We start from the raw sequence: 17,702 nt of genomic DNA, 5'->3' as shown, positions 1-17,702 counted from the left end.
ATGTGGCGTGCCGGTCGAAGGAGGAGCGCGCCGTGGAAGCCGTGATCGCAATCGTCGCCCTGCTCTTCGTACTGTTCGTGGCGCTGGGCGCGTACGCCACGGTGAAGGCGGTCGGCGCGGCCAAGCGCGGCGTGGACCGTACGATCACGCAGGCCAAGCGGACGGTCGAGGACACCACCCTGCGCGCCAGGAGCCTCGCCCAACCGGGCCCGGTCGGCCAACTGGCCGACCTGCGCCTGAGGTTGCGCACCTCGATGCGGGCCACCCAGGAGGCGCTCCAGGCGTCCGTCGGTGAGGACGAGTCCCTGAAGGAGTCCCTCGCCCTGTTCCAGCAGCTCAGCAGGCACGGCCGCGAGCTCGACGAGGAGCTCAGGCGGCTGGAGCCCGAGCCGGACCGCGCGAAGCTGGTCCAGCGGCTGCCCGATCTGCGCGCCCGCACCGAGAAGATCATCAATTCGGCGGACGCCCTGCGCTGGGCGGCGCACGACCGGGCCCGCAAGTTCGCCGAGGACGACCTGGAGACCCTCAGCGCCCAGATCGACGTCGAGGCGGGCGCGCTGCGGCACTGGACCACCGATCCGACCGAGCCCGCGCACGTCTGGCCCGAGGCTCCGAAGCCCGAGCCGACGGCTTCGGGCGGACAGAGGTGGCAGGAGACCCCGGAGTCCCGCACCGCGGAGGAACCTCCCCGACCGGCGATCACCCCGCCGGGACCGCGTCCGACCCATCCGTGGCAGAAGAAGCCGCGCCCGGAGAGCACGACTTGATGAGGTGCGCGGTGGCCCGTCGGTGCGGTGCGACGGTCGGCGGGGCCGGGCTGCCGCCGGCGGGACTTGGCGGGTAACCTCCAGCTCATGTCCCGCCATGTCGCGATCGTCACCGATTCAACGGCCTATCTGCCGCCGCCGGCGATGGAGCGTCACGGCATCATCGCGGTGCCGTTGACCGTGGTCCTCGGTGATCAGGCTCTCGAGGAGGGGACCGAGATCTCGGCCCGCTCCCTGGCCCAGGCGCTGCAGAGGAGACGGTCCGTCACCACCTCCCGCCCCAGCCCCGAGCTGTTCGCGGAGACCTACCGCAAGGTGGCCGAGTCGGGTGCCACGGCCATCGTCTCGCTCCACCTGTCCGCCGAGTTCTCGGGTACGTACGACGCCGCCGTGCTCGCGGCGCGCGAGGCGCCCGTGCCCGTGCGGGTGGTGGACACCGGGATGGTCGCGATGGCCCTCGGGTTCTGCGCCCTGGCCGCCGCCGAGGCCGCGGAGGCGGGCGGCACGGCGGACGAGGCCGTCACGGCCGCCGAGAAGCGGGCGGCGGGTACGTCCGCGTTCTTCTACGTCGACACCCTCGAGTATCTGCGTCGCGGCGGCCGGATCGGGGCGGCACAGGCCCTGTTCGGGTCCGCGCTCGCGGTGAAGCCGCTGCTGCAGCTGCACGGCGGTCGCATCGAGATGCTGGAGAAGGTGCGCACGGCGTCCAAGGCGATCGCCCGCCTGGAGGAGATCGTCGCGGAACGCGCCGGCGGGGCGCCGGTCGACATCGCCGTCCACCATCTCGCCGCGCCCGAGCGGGCTTCGGCACTCGCGGAGCGACTTCGGGACCGGGTCCAGGGGCTCGCCGATCTGCACGTGAGCGAGGTCGGAGCGGTCATCGGGGCGCACACCGGGCCCGGGTTGCTGGGGGCGGTCGTCTCTCCCCGGTGAGGGGCTGGGTTGCCGTCGGTTGCCCTGGTCGCTCGTGTGGGTGATGGAGTTGTCCACAACTGTGGAGTAATCCACGGGAATTGAGCAAGATCATCGTGGATATGGGGATGTGCCCGATCCTCGTCGCATGGCACTTCGATCACGTTCGCGTTCAGCGACAGTCACCAGCGGGCCCGGGCGGGGCCCGTCCTCCGACGGCCGCACCCGGAGCCGCCGTGGGCGGCCGAGGGGCCGTGCCGGACGCCATCGGGCCTCGGCGGAGACGCTGAGGTCCCGCGCGGAGGCGCTTTTCCCGGAGAGGACCGCAGGGCCACGGGAGTCGGGGCATGGGCCGCCGCGAGGGCGCAGGGATGGGGCGGCTGCCGGGGCCGGGGACGTCTGGGGTGCCGGGGCCGGGGAGGCCGGGGGCGGGCGGTCCGAGGGATCCGGTGGGGTGCAGACGGCGGTGGCGGACGACGCGTCGCTGGGCGGCGCCGAGGACATGCGGCGTGGGCGGGCTGTCGGTGTCGGTGCTCGTGGTGCTGCTGGTGATGTTGACCGTGGTGGCCTCGGGCGTGGTGACGACGACAGTGACGGTGATGCCCTCGTCCGTGAGGTGAGAGACGGCTGGCGGGACAGGGTCGGGCCGGCGGTCCGGGAGCGGTTGCCGTTGTGGTTGCAGGTGCGGTGCGGCATCGAGCGCAAGAGTGTGATCGCGCTGAGCGTCGTGCTGGTCGTCGCCGCGGTGTTCGCGGGGCAGCACTTCTGGGCCGGCCGGACCCAACCGGTGAGTGCACCCGAGGTCGTGCGGGCGGGAGCCGCGTCGGCCCCGTCGGCCGGACCGGCTCCGGCGGGTTCGTTCGGGGAGGCGGACGGTGGGCCCGGGGGCTCGCCCGGGGCCGGTGCCTCCACGGCCGGGCCCTGGATCGTCGTGGACGTCGGCGGGAAGGTCCGCCGCCCGGGCATCCAACGGCTGCCGGCCGGCTCCCGGGTGGCCGACGCGCTACGGGCCGCGGGCGGAGTGCGGCCGGGCGCGAACACCGACGGACTCAACCGGGCGCGCCTCCTCGTCGACGGCGAACAGGTCCTGGTCGGCCGTCCGGCACCGACGGCAGGGGCGGGCGCAGGTCCGGGCGCAGGCGGCACAGGTGCGGCCGGCTCCGGGGCCGGGGCCGGCGGGGCGGCTCCCACGACACCCGTCTCCCTCAACACCGCCACCGCGGAGCAGCTCGACACCCTGCCCGGGGTCGGTCCCGTCCTGGCGCAGCACATCATCGCCTACCGCACCCGGCACGGAGGCTTCCGCTCGGTCGACGAACTGCGCGAGGTGAACGGCATCGGCGACCGCCGCTTCGCCGACCTGCGGAACCTCGTACGGCCATGAGCGCGCCGCAGACAGGGGTACCGGCGCCCGCCCAGGCGCGTACCGGGGCACGGGCGGCTGGGCGCCGCCCGGCCGTGCACGCGGCCTCCGAGCACCGGCTCGGTGACGCCCATCCGAGACAGGAGGGCCCGACGGATCTGCGTCTGGTGCCACCGGCGCTGGCGGCGTGGGGGACTGCGGCGCTGCTGGTGCACGCCTCGACGGGGTGGGTCGTCGGCGTGGTCGCGGTCTGCCTGGTCGTGGGGGTGACACTGCTCGTCGCTCATCGAGGGCGCTCTCGGGGGCACGGCCCTCGGCATCTGGGGCGTCAGCCGCGGGGCCATGGGTGTCGTGGCCACGGGCGCGCCGGGGCACATCGGGCACGGTGGGGCTGTCGGGTCGGGCGGGAGCCCCTTGCGAGGCCCGAGACCCATGCGATGCCGGAGCCCCGCGGGAGGCGGGCGGCTGATCAGGGGGTGCCGTACTCCGCGGCGACGAAGGTGTCCGTCGCGGCCGTGCTGCTGTGCGTCGCCGCGTCGGCTGCCTCCGCCGGGCTGCACGGAGCGGATCTGCGGCGCGGCCCGGTTCCCGGGCTGGCCGAGCGGTACGCGCATGTCACCGCCGAGGTCGAGCTGACCTCCGACCCCCGGCTCACGCGTCCGCGCATCCAGAGCGGCCGGTCGGCACCGACGGCCGTGCTGCTCCGGGCCGATGCCCGCAGGGTGAAGGGGCCCGAAGGCACGGTCGTGGACACCCGGACGCCGGTTCTGGTGATCGTCGACGTGGAACGGCGGTCGTCCGCGCGGGAAGCGGGCCGTTCGCCGTGGCTCACGCTGCTGCCGTCGACGCGGGTTCGGGTCGCCGCACAGGCCGTGCCTGCCCTGGCCGGGGGCGACCGGGTCGCGGCGGTGCTGCGGGTGCGAGGGGGAAGGCCGCCGGAGGTGGTGGACGAGGCGAGTGCGGCGCAGCGGTTCGCCGGGCGGTTGCGGGAAGGGCTGCGCACAGCGACGGACGGGCTGGACACGGACGCGCGGGCGTTGCTGCCGGGGTTCGTCGTGGGGGACACCTCGCGGGTCCCGGCCGAGTTGGACGAGGCGTTCAAGGCGACCGACCTCACTCACCTGCTGGCCGTCAGCGGGGCCAACTTCACCATCCTCCTGGCCCTGTTCGTCGGCCCGCCCGGGCTGGCCCAGCGGGCGGAGCGGCGCGGGCTCGCGCCCCGGCTGGGCATCCCGTTGCGGGCGACCGCGCTGGCGGGCGGTGCGCTGACGCTCGGCTTCGTGATCGTGTGCCGACCGGACCCGAGCGTGGTGCGGGCGGCGGCCTGCGGCTCGATCGCGCTGCTGGCCATCGCGACGGGGCGCCGCAGATCGCTCATCCCCGCGCTCGCCACGGCCGTCCTGCTGCTGGTGCTGTACGACCCGTGGCTTGGCCGGAGTTACGGCTTCCTGCTGTCCGTCCTGGCGACCGGGGCCCTGCTCACGCTCGCCCCGCGGTGGAGCGCGGCGCTCCAGCGACGGGGAGTGCCGCCGCGCCCGGCCGAGGCGTTGGCGGCGGCGGGGGCGGCGCAGGCGGTGTGCGCTCCGGTCGTGGTGGTGCTGTCGGCGAAGGTGAGCCTGGTGGCCGTGCCGTGCAATCTGCTGGCGGAGTTCGCCGTGGCACCGGCGACGGTGCTCGGGTTCGCCACACTGGCGGCGGCTCCGGTGGCGATGCCCGTGGCCGAGTGCATCGCCTGGTGCGCGGGTTGGCCCGCCGGATGGATCGCGGACATCGCGCGCACGGGAGCGTCCCTGCCGGGGGCGGGGGTGGACTGGCCGGGCAGCTGGACGGGCGCGGCGCTGCTGGCCCTCGTCACGGTGGCGGCGGTGTTCGTCGGGCGGCGGCTCGTGGGCCGCCCGTGGCTGGTGGGGGCCTGCCTGCTGGTGTTCCTGCTGGCCGTGGTGCAGCCGCCGCCCCTGACCAGGGTGATCACGGGGTGGCCGCCACCGGCTTGGCGGTTTGTGATGTGCGATGTCGGGCAGGGCGACGCGACCGTGCTGGCGGCGGGCGACGGCAGGGGCGTGGTCGTGGACGCCGGCCCCGACCCGGTGCTGGTGGACCGTTGTCTGACGGCCCTCGGCATCACCGAGATCCCTCTCGTGGTCCTCACCCACTTCCACGCCGACCACGTGGCCGGGTTGCCGGGGGTGCTGCGGGGGCGTGCGGTGGGGGCGATCGAGACGACAGGGTTCCAGGAGCCCGCGGACCAGGCCGAGTTCGTGCACAGGGAGGCGGCGGCCCGGCGGATTCCGGTGACCCGCGCCGTCGCCGGGCAGGAACGGCGTACGGGAAACCTCGCGTGGCGGGTGCTGTGGCCGCCGGCCGACGCGACCACCCCGGACGGGCCGAACGACGCCAGCGTGACCATGCTCGTCCGCTCGGCCGGGCTGACCCTGCTGCTCCTCGGCGATCTCGAGCCGCCCGCGCAGCGGGAGCTGTCGAGATCCACGGAGGCCGCCGGGCTGGCAGCGGTGGACGTGGTGAAGGTCGCCCACCACGGGTCGGCCTACCAGGACCCGGACCTGATACGTGCGGCGGCCCCCCGGCTGGCGCTCATCTCCGTGGGCGCGGACAACCCCTATGGGCACCCGGCGCCGAGCACCGTCGGGGCGCTGCGGGCCGGGGGCGCCACGGTGCTGCGTACGGACGAGGACGGCGCGATCGCCGTCGCGGGTACGGCCGAGGAGCTGCTGGTGGCGAGAGACTGAGGTCATGGATACCGCAGAGCTTGACGCCTACCTTCAGCGCATCGGAGCCGAGCACCCGGCCTGGCCCACCGTCGACGTCCTGCGTGAACTGCACCTGCGCCATCTGCGGACGGTGCCGTTCGAGAACCTGTCGATCCACCTCGGAGAGGAGATCGTGCTGGAGGAGAAGCGGCTGTTCGACAAGATCGTCGGCGAGCGCAGGGGCGGCTTCTGCTACGAACTGAACGGGCTGTTCGGGGCGATGCTCGCGGCGCTGGGCTTCGACGTGACGCTGCTCGCGGCACGGGTCCACGGCGAGGAGAAGCGACTGGGCATCCCGTACGACCATCTCGCGCTGCGGGTCCGGACGGTGGACGGGGGCGACTGGCTGGCCGATGTGGGGTTCGGGACGAACAGCCACTATCCGCTGGAGTTCGGGGGCAGGGGCGAGCAGGAGGACCCGGCGGGCACGTTCCGGGTGGTGGAGGCGGACCGGCAGAGCGGGGCGCGGGAGTTCGGGGACCTGGACGTGCTGCGGGACGGCAAGCCCCAGTACCGGCTGGAGGTGCGGCCACGGCTGCTCGGGGACTTCGTGGCCGGCGCGTGGTGGCACAGCACCTCGCCGGCCTCGCACTTCACCCGGTCGCTGGTCTGTTCACGGGTCGGCGACACCGGGGGGCGGATCACGCTCAGCGGCCGCACCCTCACGGTCACGTCCGCGGAGGGCGACAGGGAGGTGACCGAGCTGGGGACGGACGCGGAGGTCCTGGCGGTGTACCGGGAGCGGTTCGGGATGGAGTTGGGGCGGGTGCCGCAGGTGCGTGGGGCGGTGTAGGGCAGCCCGGAAGCCGGCCGGGCGTGGGGTGGTGGGCGGGTCGCGGAAAATGGGGGCGTGAGCGATGTGAGACATGTGCTGGTGCTGCCCGATCGCGAGGCCGCGGAAGAGGCGGCGGAGGCGCTCGGGGAGCGGTTCGGGATGAGCGAGGAGCCGCAGCTGGTGCGGGATGCGCTGGCCGGCGAGGACGACGCCGAGGACGCGCAGTGGCTGCTGGTGCTGCGGGACGAGGACGAGCGGCTCGATCCGGTGGCGCTGGACGAGTTCGCGGGGGAGTGGGAGGGATGGCGGGAGGAGCCGTAGTGGTGTGAGCCGTGGCGGCAGGCGCCGCGGCGGTGCTCGGCTGCCCGGCGGTCCGCTCCGGTGCGGCGGGACGCGCCGCCCGTGCTCGTTGTCGGTGCCCCGTGGGATGCTGTGCGTGATGGCCAAGAAGACCGCTCACGATGACCCCCTCGCTTCTGTCACCCTCGCCGTGGGGCAGGAGGAGCTGCTGCTCGACCGGGCTGTGCAGGAGGTGGTGGCCGCCGCCAGGGCCGCCGACGCCGACACGGATGTGCGGGACCTCTCCTCGGACCAGGTGCAGCCGGGCACGCTCGCCGAGCTGACGAGTCCGTCGCTGTTCGCCGAGCGGAAGGTCGTGGTCGTGCGCAACGCGCAGGACCTGTCGGCCGACACGGTCAAGGACGTGAAGGCGTATCTCGGGGCCCCGGCCGAGGAGATCACCCTGGTGCTGCTGCACGCGGGTGGCGCCAAGGGCAAGGGGCTGCTGGACGCGGCGCGCAAGGCGGGGGCGCGTGAGGTGGCCTGCCCGAAGATGACGAAACCGGCGGAGCGGCTGGCGTTCGTGCGGGGCGAGTTCCGCACGCTCGGGCGGTCCGCGACCCCGGAGGCGTGCCAGGCGCTGGTCGACGCGATCGGCAGCGATCTGCGGGAGCTGGCGTCGGCGGCGTCGCAGCTGTGCGCGGATGTCGAGGGGACCATCGACGAGGCCGTGGTCGGGCGGTACTACACCGGGCGGGCCGAGGCGTCGAGCTTCGAGGTGGCCGACCGGGCCGTCGAGGGGCGGGCGGCCGAGGCGCTGGAGGCGCTCAGATGGTCGCTGTCCACCGGGGTGGCGCCGGTGCTGATCACCAGCGCGCTGGCGCAGGGCGTCCGGGCGATCGGGAAGCTGTCCTCCGCACGGGGCGGCCGTCCGGCGGATCTGGCGCGTGAGCTGGGCATGCCGCCATGGAAGATCGACCGGGTGCGGCAGCAGATGCGGGGGTGGACGCCGGAAGGGGTCGCCGTCGCGATGCGGGCGGTCGCCGAGGCCGACGCCGGGGTCAAGGGCGGCGGCGACGACCCGGAGTACGCCCTGGAGAAGGCGGTCGTGACCATCGCCCGGGCGGCGCGGTCCCGCCGGGGCTGAGTCTCGCGCCCCGACGCGAAGGCACGCCCGCCCCGAACGAGCCGACAACGCGAAGACCCCGTCGGCCTCCCTGGGGAAGGGAGGGCGACGGGGCCTTCGTTTCACGATGGTGGACTTGCACCCGCGTGGCGAACGCAGGCCGCGTGCAGGTCCGGGGGTGCCGGGCGGGAGCGGATGAGAGAGGGCCCGCTACGGGTCCGTCCGGCGGTCAGATCAAAGGTGAAGCTCAGCCCTTGAGGGAAGCGACCTTGGAAGCAAGCGCCGACTTCTTGTTGGCGGCCTGGTTCTTGTGGATGACGCCCTTCGAGACGGCCTTGTCGAGCTGACGCGCGGCAGCGCGCTGGTACTCGGTGGCCTTCTCGGCGTCACCCGCGGCAGCGGCCTCACGGGCCTTGCGGATCGCGGTCTTGAGCGACGACTTGACGGCCTTGTTGCGCAGGCGCGCCTTCTCGTTGGTCTTGTTCCGCTTGATCTGGGACTTGATGTTCGCCACGAATGAGCCTTTTCAGCTACCGGCGACCGAGGACATGCAGAGCATGCGTGCCCCGGGCACCTTTGGTTTTCTTTGGGATGTGCCTCCTGCAGAGAGGGCATGAGACACAGCCACCCAGGCTACCAGTGGCTGCGCGAGTGGCCCAAACCCGCCCCAGCCCCGCGCGCGTGGGACCATGGAGCCTACGTGTAGACCCGGTAGACCCCGTTCGTACAGACCCGCTAGATCCGACCCGAGACCGCAGACGGCTGCGGACGCCTCAAGAATCAGGACCCTGCGTGCCCGCGATCCCTAGCCATGTGCCCGAGCCGAGCCGTACCGACCCGGCTCTGATCCGCAATTTCTGCATCATCGCGCACATCGACCACGGCAAGTCCACGCTCGCCGACCGGATGCTCCAGTTGACCGGTGTGGTCGAGCAGCGGCAGATGCGTGCCCAGTACCTCGACCGCATGGACATCGAGCGTGAGCGCGGCATCACGATCAAGTCCCAGGCGGTGCGCCTGCCCTGGGCGCCGACCGGCGATCCGGGCAACACGCACATCCTCAACATGATCGACACCCCCGGGCACGTCGACTTCACCTACGAGGTGTCACGGTCGCTGGCCGCCTGCGAGGGGACCGTCCTCCTCGTGGACGCCGCGCAGGGCATCGAGGCGCAGACCCTCGCCAACCTGTACCTGGCGATGGAGAACGACCTCACGATCATCCCGGTCCTCAACAAGATCGACCTGCCGGCCGCCCAGCCGGAGAAGTTCGCCGAGGAACTCGCCAACCTCGTCGGGTGCGACCCCGACGACGTGCTGCGGGTCTCCGCCAAGACCGGTGTCGGGGTCGACGCGCTGCTCGACAGGGTCGTCGCCGAGGTCCCCGCCCCGGTCGGCGTCAAGGACGCCCCGGCCCGCGCGATGATCTTCGACTCGGTGTACGACTCGTACCGCGGCGTGGTCACGTACGTCCGTGTCATCGACGGGCAGCTCAACAAGCGTGAGCGCATCAAGATGATGTCGACGGGGGCCACGCACGAGCTGCTGGAGATCGGCACGAACTCGCCCGAGATGCTGGGGGCCGACGGCCTCGGCGTCGGTGAGGTGGGCTACCTCATCACCGGTGTGAAGGACGTCCGCCAGTCCAAGGTCGGTGACACCGTCACCAGCCAGCAGAAGGGCGCCACCGAGGCGCTCGGCGGATACAAGGACCCCAAGCCCATGGTCTTCTCCGGGCTGTATCCGCTGGACGGGTCCGACTACCCCGAACTGCGTGAGGCGCTGGACAAGCTCCAGCTCAACGACGCCGCGCTCGTCTACGAGCCGGAGACGTCCGCCGCGCTCGGCTTCGGCTTCCGCGTCGGCTTCCTCGGACTGCTGCACCTCGACGTGATCCGGGAGCGGCTGGAGCGCGAGTTCGGCCTCGACCTGATCGCGACCGCGCCGAACGTGGTCTACCGCGTCGTCATGGAGGACGGCAGCGAGCACACGGTCACCAACCCGAGCGAGTTCCCCGAGGGCAAGATCTCGGAGGTGTACGAGCCGGTCGTGCGCGCCACGATCCTCGCCCCGTCCGAGTTCATCGGCTCGATCATGGAGCTGTGCCAGACCCGGCGCGGTGTCCTGCTCGGCATGGACTACCTGTCGGAGGACCGTGTCGAGATCCGGTACACCCTGCCGCTCGCCGAGATCGTCTTCGACTTCTTCGACCAGCTGAAGTCCAAGACCCGCGGCTACGCCTCGCTGGACTACGAGCCCACCGGCGAGCAGACCTCCAGCCTGGTCAAGGTCGACATCCTGCTGCACGGCGACAAGGTGGACGCCTTCTCGGCGATCACCCACAAGGACGCCGCGTACGCGTACGGGGTGCGGCTCGTCGCCAAGCTGCGCGAGCTGATCCCGCGGCAGGCCTTCGAGGTGCCGATCCAGGCCGCGATCGGCTCCCGGGTGATCGCCCGCGAGACCATCCGCGCCATCCGCAAGGACGTCCTCGCCAAGTGCTACGGCGGTGACATCTCCCGTAAGCGGAAGCTGCTGGAGAAGCAGAAGGAGGGCAAGAAGCGGATGAAGATGGTGGGCTCTGTGGAGGTTCCGCAGGAGGCCTTCATCGCCGTGCTGTCCAGCGACGACAGCGCGGGCGGGGCCAAGGGCAAGAAGTAGCCGTCTGCGGGGATCTCCGCAGGTCCCGGCGGTAGCCGTGGTTACCCCCGGAAACTTGGGCAGAATGCGGGCCCGTCGCGTTTCGGCGCGGCGGGCCCGCATGTCTTCCCGGCGTCGGGGCCGAGTGCTCGTACGGTCGTTCTCGGTGGAAAGTGACGGCCCGCCGCCCCTTACGAACCAGCCAACCGCGCTCTACCCTGATCACCACTCGATGGTTACTCGCGAGTTAAACAACAGCCGCTTTGAGCCAGCCGCACAGTCCATGCTGACCCTGCCGCACTGTCGCGGGCCCCGGAGGATGTCGTGAGCGACACACAGACCCTGATCGAGAACCGCCCGCCGTCCATGGCGGCCCTCTTCCTGGAGCGCGTGGCGGCCACGCCCGACGCCGAGGCATTCCGCTACCCGGTGCCGCCTGCCTCCGGCCAGGGACCTTCCGAGTGGAAGCCGATGACCTGGGCGGAGGCCGCCGCACGGGTCGACGCCATCGCGGCCGGGCTGGTCGAGCTGGGGGTGCAGCCGGAGGAGCGCATCGCGCTCTCGTCGGCGACCAGGATCGAGTGGATCCTGTGCGACCTCGGCATCATGTGCGCGGGCGCCGCGAACACGACGGTCTACCCGTCGACCAACGCCGAGGAGTCGGCGTACATCCTGTCCGACTCCGCCAGCAAGATCCTCATCGCGGAGAACGCGGAGCAGCTGGAGAAGGCCCGGGAGAAGAAGGCCGAGCTGCCCGAGCTGACCCATGTGGTCGTCATCGACCCCGAGGGCGCCGACCTCTCGGAGGACTGGATCCTCTCGCTCGCGGAACTGGAGAAGCGCGGCGCCGCGTACCTGGAGAAGAAGCCCGACCTGATCAAGGAGAAGGTCGGCGCGATCACCAAGGACCAGCTCGCCACCCTCATCTACACCTCCGGCACCACCGGCCGCCCCAAGGGCGTGCGCCTCCCGCACGACAACTGGGCGTACATGGGCAAGGCCATCGCCGCGACCGGCCTGCTCAGCGCGGAGGACGTGCAGTACCTGTGGCTGCCGCTCGCGCACGTCATGGGCAAGGTGCTGCTGTCCGGGCACATCGAGGTCGGGCACATCACCGCCGTCGACGGCCGGGTCGACAAGATCATCGAGAACCTGCCGGTCGTGCAGCCGACGTACATGGCCGCGGTGCCGCGCATCTTCGAGAAGGTCTACAACGGTGTGGCCGCGAAGGCCCGGGAGGGCGGCGCCGCCAAGTACAAGATCTTCCAGTGGGCGTCCGAGGTCGCCCGCGAGTACGCCAAGGTCAGCCAGGACAACTTCCGTCGCACCGGCACCGCGTCCGTGCCGTTCGGGCTGGGCGCCAAGCACAAGGTCGCCGACGCGCTGGTCTACAAGAAGCTGCGCGAGGCGTTCGGCGGGCGGCTGCGCGCCTGTATCTCCGGCTCGGTGGCGCTGGCACCGGAGATCGGCTTCTTCTTCGCCGGCGCGGGGATCCCCATCCTGGAGGGCTACGGCCTGACCGAGTCCTCCGCGGCGTCGTTCCTGAACCCGGGTGAGGCGTTCCGCACGGGGACGGTCGGCAAGCCGCTGCCCGGCTGCGAGGTGCGTATCGCCGACGACGGCGAGATCCTGCTGCGCGGCCCCGGCATCATGGAGGGCTACCACGGGCTGCCGGACAAGACCGCCGAGGTCCTGGAGCCGGACGGCTGGTTCCACACCGGTGACATCGGCGAGCTGTCGCCCGACGGGTACCTGCGGATCACCGACCGCAAGAAGGACCTCTTCAAGACCTCCGGCGGCAAGTACGTCGCGCCGACCGAGATCGAGGGCCAGTTCAAGGCGCTGTGCCCCTTCACGTCCAACGTCATGGTCATCGGCGCCGACCGCAACTTCTGCACGGCCCTCATCGCCCTGGACGAGGCGGCCCTCCTCGGCTGGGCCAAGGAGAACGGCCTGGAGGGCAAGTCGTACGAGCAGGTCATCTCGGCGCCGGCCACGGTGGAACTCATCGAGGGGTACGTCACCCGGCTCAACCAGGGGCTGCAGCGCTGGCAGACCGTCAAGAAGTTCCGGCTGCTGCCGCGGGACCTGGATGTAGAGCACGGTGAGCTGACGCCGAGCCTGAAGCTGAAGCGTCCGGTGGTGGAGAAGGAGTACCAGCACCTCATCGAGGAGATGTACGCCGGGACGCGGGAGAAGTAGCGCGGACACGGAAGGGGGCGGCGGGGACTGCCCGGCGGCCGCGGGTCCGCCGTGGCCGGTCGCGCGGTTCCCCGCGCCCCCTTCCGTCAGCCGGTGTGGTCCCTGGTCACCAGGGCCTTGAGTTCCCGGACCTGTATGCGGGTCTCCGCCAGGTCCGGGGATTCCTCGGACAGTTGCTTCTCCAGCGAGTTCAGGCGGGACAGGACCTGTTCCGCCTGTTCCTGCTGCCGTGCCCGCAGGATCTCCAACCGGCGGGTCTTGCGGTGCAGCTCCAGGAAGACCCTGACCTTCGCGCGGAGGACCCAGGGGTCGAACGGCTTGGTCAGATAGTCGGCGGCGCCGGTGGCGTAGCCGCGGAAGGCGTAGCCCATCTCGGCGTCCGTCCCGGTGAGGAAGATGATCGGGACGTCCTTGGTCTGGTCGAGGCGCTTGAGATTGGCCGCGGTCTCGAATCCGTCCATACCGGGCATGCGGATGTCGAGGAGGACGACGGCGAAGCGCTGTCGCAGCAGGGCCTTCATGGCCTCCTCGCCGGAACGGGCCCGTACCAGCGGCTCGTCGAGCGATGCCAGGACGGCCTCCAGTGCGACCAGGTTGTCCTCCATGTCGTCGACGAGGAGGATGCCCGCGCGTCCGTCGGTCCGGTCCTGAGTGGTCATGGTGAGGGTGCCTCGTTCTCTTCGGTGTGTTTCTCGGGCGTCGGCTCGGCGCCCTCCGGGTCCAGGACGGCGCACACCACGGTGAGCAGCTGGTCGACGTCCACCGGCTTGGGTACGTAGTCGTTGGCGCCCCGGGCGATGGACTTCTCGCGGTCGCCGGGCATCGCCTTCGCGGTCAGCGCGACGATGGGCAGACCGGCCCAGCGGGGGGTGCGGCGGATGGCGGAGATCGTCTCGTAGCCGTCCATCTCCGGCATCATGATGTCCATCAGGACCAGTTCGACGTCCGGGTTGCGCTCCAGGGTCTCGATGCCCTCCCGGCCGTTCTCCGCGTACAGGACCGGCATGCCGACGCGGCCCAGCACATGGGTGAGCGCGAAGACGTTGCGGATGTCGTCGTCCACGATCAGCACCCGGCGGCCGGGCAGGATCCGGCCCGCGCGCCCCGCCTTCCACGCCTCCAGCTTGGTCGGGGCGGGCCAGGTGTCGTCCTCGGGGGCGGCCGGGAACGGCTCGGCGGTGAGCTGGTCGGGGATCGGCGCGACGGGCGCCCCGGCGGTGCCGGTCGCCGCGTGGCCGGGGCTGAACACGGGCACGTACAGCGTGAACGTCGAGCCCTTGCCGGGGATGCTCTCGGCGATGATGCGGCCGCCCAGCAGACCGGCGATCTCCCGGCTGATGGACAGGCCGAGGCCGGTGCCGCCGTACTTGCGGTTCGTGGTGCCGTCGGCCTGCTGGAACGCCTCGAAGATCACCGGCAGTTTCTCCGGCGCGATACCGATGCCGGTGTCGGAGACCGCGAACGCGATCACCTCGTCGGAGTCCTCGTGGGCGTAGTGGTGCTCGGGGTCCTTGACGCGGCTGACGGTCAGCTCGACCCGGCCGGACGCGGTGAACTTGATCGCGTTGGAGAGCAGGTTGCGCAGGATCTGCTGGAGGCGCTGCTCGTCCGAGTACATCTCGCGCGGCACGTCCTCGCCGACGGTGACCTCGAAGGCCAGACCCCGGTCCAGGGTGAGGGGGCGGAAGGTGGCGTGGACGTAGTCCAGCAGCTTGATGAGCGGGAGGCGCTTGGGGCGTACGTCCATCCGGCCCGCCTCGATCTTCGACAGGTCCAGGATGTCGTTGATCAGCTGGAGGAGGTCGGAGCCCGAGCGGTGGATGGTCGACGCGAACTGGACCTCCTGGTCGGTGAGATGGCCGTCCGGGTTGTCGGAGAGCAGGCGCGCCAGGATGAGCAGCGAGTTGAGGGGCGTGCGCAGCTCGTGCGACATGTTCGCCAGGAATTCCGACTTGTACTGGGAGGAGGTCGCCAGCAGGGCCGCCTTCTCCTCCAGTTCGGCGTTCGAGCGCTGGAGTTCCGCCTGCTGCTTCTGGAGTTCGTCGGAGCGTTCCTGGAGCTGCATGGCGAGGCGCTGGGACTCGCCGAGGAGGGACTCGGTGCGGGAGTTGGCGATGATGGTGTTGATCGCCACGCCGATGGTGTTCACGAACTGGTCGAAGAACGCCAGGTGGACGTCGGAGAAGCGGGAGAACGAGGCGAGTTCGATCACACCGAGGAGCTTGTCCTCGAAGAGGATCGGGATGATGACGACGCTGGACGGGGCAGCCTCCCCGAGACCACTGTTGATCTTGATGTAGTCCGGTGGGGTCTGCTCGACCAGGATCCGCTTCTTCTCGCGGGCCGCCTGGGCGACGAGACCGTGCACGGGGAGGCCGCCGGTCTCGACCGTCGCGTCCTGCGCCGACCCGTACCCCGCGATGAACGCCAGACCCTTGCCGGGGGCCACCGTGCGCAGGGCCGGCCCGTCCTGGTCGGGGTCGGCCAGGTAGAACGCGCCGTACTGGGCCTTCACCAGTGGTGTCAGCTCGCGCAGGATCAGGTCGGCGACCTCCATCAGATCGCGGTGGCCCTGCATCAGGGCGGCGAGGCGGGCGAGGTTGGACTCCAGCCAGTCCTTCGCGCGGGTCGTCTCGCGGAGGTTGGCCACCATCAGGTTGATGTTGTCCTTCAGCTCGGCGACCTCGCCGCGCGCCTCCACCGTGATCGAACGGGACATGTCGCCCTGGGCCACGGCCGAGGCCACCTCGGCGATGGCGCGGACCTGGGTGGTCAGGTTCAGCGCCAGTTCGTTCACGTTCGTCGTGAGGCGTTTCCAGGTGCCGTACACGCCCTCCACCCGGGCCTGGCCGCCGAGCTGGCCCTCCGAGCCGACCTCGCGGGCGACCCGGGTGACCTCGGAGGAGAACGAGGAGAGGGTGTCGACCATGGTGTTGATGGCGGTCTTCAGTTCGAGGATCTCGCCGCGCGCGTCCACGTCGATCTTCTTGGAGAGGTCCCCGTTGGCGACGGCGGTCGTCACCTGCGCGATGTTGCGGACCTGGGAGGTCAGGTTGTCGGCCATGGAGTTGACGTTGTCGGTCAGGTCCCGCCAGACACCGGACACGCCCAGTACCTGGGCGCGCCCGCCGAGCCGGCCGTCGGTGCCGACCTCGCGGGCGACCCTCGTCACCTCGTCGGCGAACGCCCGCAGTTGCTCCACCATCGTGTTGACGGTGTCCTTCAGTTCGAGGATCTCGCCGCGCGCGTCGACGGTGATCTTCTTGGAGAGGTCGCCGTTGGCGACGGCGGTGGTCACCTGGGCGATGTTGCGGACCTGGGAGGTCAGGTTCAGGGCCATGAAGTTGACGTTGTCGGTGAGGTCCTTCCAGACCCCGGAGACGCCTCTGACCTGGGCCTGACCGCCGAGGTTGCCTTCGGTGCCGACTTCGCGGGCGACGCGGGTGACCTCGTCGGCGAAGGCGGAGAGCTGGTCGACCATGGTGTTGATGGTCGACTTCAGCTCCAGGATCTCGCCCTTCGCCTCGACCGTGATCTTCTTTCCGAGATCGCCCTGGGCGACCGCCGTGGAGACCAGGGCGATGTTGCGGACCTGGGAGGTCAGGTTGTCCGCCATGAAGTTGACGTTGTCGGTGAGGTCCTTCCAGACCCCGGATACGCCTCTGACCTGGGCCCGGCCGCCGAGGTTGCCTTCGGTGCCGACTTCGCGGGCGACGCGGGTGACCTCGTCGGCGAAGGCGGAGAGCTGGTCGACCATGGTGTTGATCGTCGACTTCAGCTCCAGGATCTCGCCCTGGGCGTCCACCGTGATCTTCTGGCTCAGGTCGCCGTTGGCGACGGCGGTGGTCACCTGGGCGATGTTGCGGACCTGGGAGGTCAGGTTCGACGCCATGAAGTTGACGTTGTCGGTGAGGTCCTTCCAGACCCCGGAGACGCCTCTGACCTGGGCCCGGCCGCCGAGCTGGCCTTCGGTGCCGACTTCGCGGGCGACGCGGGTGACCTCGTCGGCGAACGCGGACAGCTGGTCGACCATCGTGTTCACCGTGAGCTTCAGTTCGAGCAGCTCGCCGGTCGCCTCGACGGTCACCGTACGGGTGAGGTCTCCGCGTGCCACGGAGGTCGTCACCAGGGCGATGTCACGCACCTGCGCGGTCAGCCGGGAGGCCATCGTGTTGACCGCCTCGGTCACGTCCCGCCAACTTCCGGACAGGCCCCGTACCTTGGCCCGGCCGCCGAGCCGCCCCTCGGTGCCGACCTCGCGGGCCACCCGGGTCACCTCGCCGGTGAACAGCGACAGCTGGTCCACCATCTTGTTCACGGCGCGGCCCAGCCGGCGTAAGTCCCCGCGCAGTTGACGGTTGCCGTCGTGCAGGTCGACGCGCTGGGTCAGATCGCCGTCGGCCACCGCGTCCAGCACCCGCGTGGCGTTCGCCGCGGGGGCGACCAGGGCGTCGAGCGTCTGGTTCACATCGTCGACGCGGGTCGCCCAGGCGCCCTGGCCGGGGCTGGCCGAGAGCCGTTCGTCCAGCCGGCCGTGCCGCACCAGCTCCCGCCGCACCCGCTGCACTTCGCTGCCGAAGTGCGTACTGCGGTCGATGATCTGGTTGAAGAGGGCGCACAGCTCCGCGACCGGTGCGGGACCCGTCTCCGGGGCCTTCGTGAAGGTACCGTCGCGTGCCGCCGTCATGGACGCGGTGAGCGCGCGCAGATCGGACACCCGGATCAGTCCGTCCGTTCCGCTGTCTTTTTGACCGTCTTCAAGCGCCCGCGTAGCACTGTTCTCACTCATGGTTGCCCACTTCGGTAACTCGGCGCTTATGAGCGTGGCCAGTCTGTCACTCTGTCCGTGCCGCCTGAGGCCTATTCGTCC

At 71.0% G+C, this 17,702-nt stretch carries 12 protein-coding genes; 9 read left to right on the top strand and 3 right to left on the bottom strand.

The annotated features are described in order from the left end of the window. Window positions 1–32: 32 nt before the first annotated feature. From AC067N_RS06860 to holA, 7 genes are all read left to right on the top strand, one after another. The gene (locus AC067N_RS06860) at window positions 33–767 is read left to right on the top strand and encodes a hypothetical protein (protein ID WP_478677847.1); all 735 of its coding nucleotides are present in this window, start codon (window positions 33–35) and stop codon (window positions 765–767) included. Window positions 768–854: 87 nt separating this feature from the next. After that, complete coding sequence (locus tag AC067N_RS06855; protein WP_478677846.1) at window positions 855–1,700, top strand: DegV family protein; 846 nt, start codon at window positions 855–857, stop codon at window positions 1,698–1,700. 127 nt (window positions 1,701–1,827) lie between these two features. Further along, the gene (locus AC067N_RS06850; protein ID WP_478677845.1) at window positions 1,828–3,063 is read left to right on the top strand and encodes a ComEA family DNA-binding protein; all 1,236 of its coding nucleotides are present in this window, start codon (window positions 1,828–1,830) and stop codon (window positions 3,061–3,063) included. A 74-nt stretch (window positions 3,064–3,137) separates the two neighbouring features. Continuing rightward, complete coding sequence (locus AC067N_RS06845; RefSeq protein ID WP_478678283.1) at window positions 3,138–5,789, top strand: ComEC/Rec2 family competence protein; 2,652 nt, start codon at window positions 3,138–3,140, stop codon at window positions 5,787–5,789. Window positions 5,790–5,793: 4 nt separating this feature from the next. Continuing rightward, entirely contained in the window at window positions 5,794–6,603 is an 810-nt protein-coding gene (locus AC067N_RS06840) for an arylamine N-acetyltransferase family protein (protein ID WP_478677844.1), read from the top strand. Window positions 6,604–6,660: 57 nt separating this feature from the next. Next, window positions 6,661–6,906: a hypothetical protein gene (locus AC067N_RS06835; RefSeq protein ID WP_478677843.1), complete on the top strand. Its 246-nt coding sequence runs from the start codon at window positions 6,661–6,663 to the stop codon at window positions 6,904–6,906. Window positions 6,907–7,024: 118 nt separating this feature from the next. After that, window positions 7,025–8,011 (top strand): DNA polymerase III subunit delta, encoded by a 987-nt coding sequence (gene holA / locus AC067N_RS06830; RefSeq protein ID WP_478677842.1) that lies wholly within the window; start codon window positions 7,025–7,027, stop codon window positions 8,009–8,011. Between the two features lie 226 nt (window positions 8,012–8,237). Here the strand turns inward: holA and rpsT are convergent, their stop codons facing one another. Continuing rightward, complete coding sequence (gene rpsT, locus AC067N_RS06825) at window positions 8,238–8,504, bottom strand: 30S ribosomal protein S20 (protein WP_055515178.1); 267 nt, start codon at window positions 8,502–8,504, stop codon at window positions 8,238–8,240. Window positions 8,505–8,782: 278 nt separating this feature from the next. On the opposite strand from rpsT, the gene lepA reads away from it, so the two are divergent. Both lepA and AC067N_RS06815 read left to right on the top strand, forming a co-directional pair. Then, on the top strand, window positions 8,783–10,651 hold the full coding sequence (gene lepA / locus AC067N_RS06820) for a translation elongation factor 4 (RefSeq protein ID WP_478677841.1): 1,869 nt from the start codon (window positions 8,783–8,785) through the stop codon (window positions 10,649–10,651). A 303-nt stretch (window positions 10,652–10,954) separates the two neighbouring features. Next, a complete protein-coding gene (locus AC067N_RS06815) occupies window positions 10,955–12,832 on the top strand; it encodes an AMP-dependent synthetase/ligase (RefSeq protein WP_478677840.1) in 1,878 nt (625 codons plus the stop codon). A gap of 86 nt (window positions 12,833–12,918) precedes the next feature. Here AC067N_RS06815 and AC067N_RS06810 read toward each other — a convergent pair whose 3' ends face one another. Both AC067N_RS06810 and AC067N_RS06805 read right to left on the bottom strand, forming a co-directional pair. Then, the gene (locus AC067N_RS06810; protein WP_478677839.1) at window positions 12,919–13,491 is read right to left on the bottom strand and encodes a response regulator; all 573 of its coding nucleotides are present in this window, start codon (window positions 13,489–13,491) and stop codon (window positions 12,919–12,921) included. Beyond that, a complete protein-coding gene (locus AC067N_RS06805; RefSeq protein ID WP_478677838.1) occupies window positions 13,488–17,621 on the bottom strand; it encodes a HAMP domain-containing protein in 4,134 nt (1,377 codons plus the stop codon). Before AC067N_RS06805 ends, AC067N_RS06810 begins: the two co-directional genes overlap by 4 nt. Window positions 17,622–17,702: the final 81 nt, after the last annotated feature.

It is taken from the genome of Streptomyces sp. NPDC042364 (assembly GCF_056437585.1).
The sequence above is the reverse complement of the archived record's forward strand: the minus strand, read 5'-3'. Positions and strand labels throughout refer to the sequence as shown.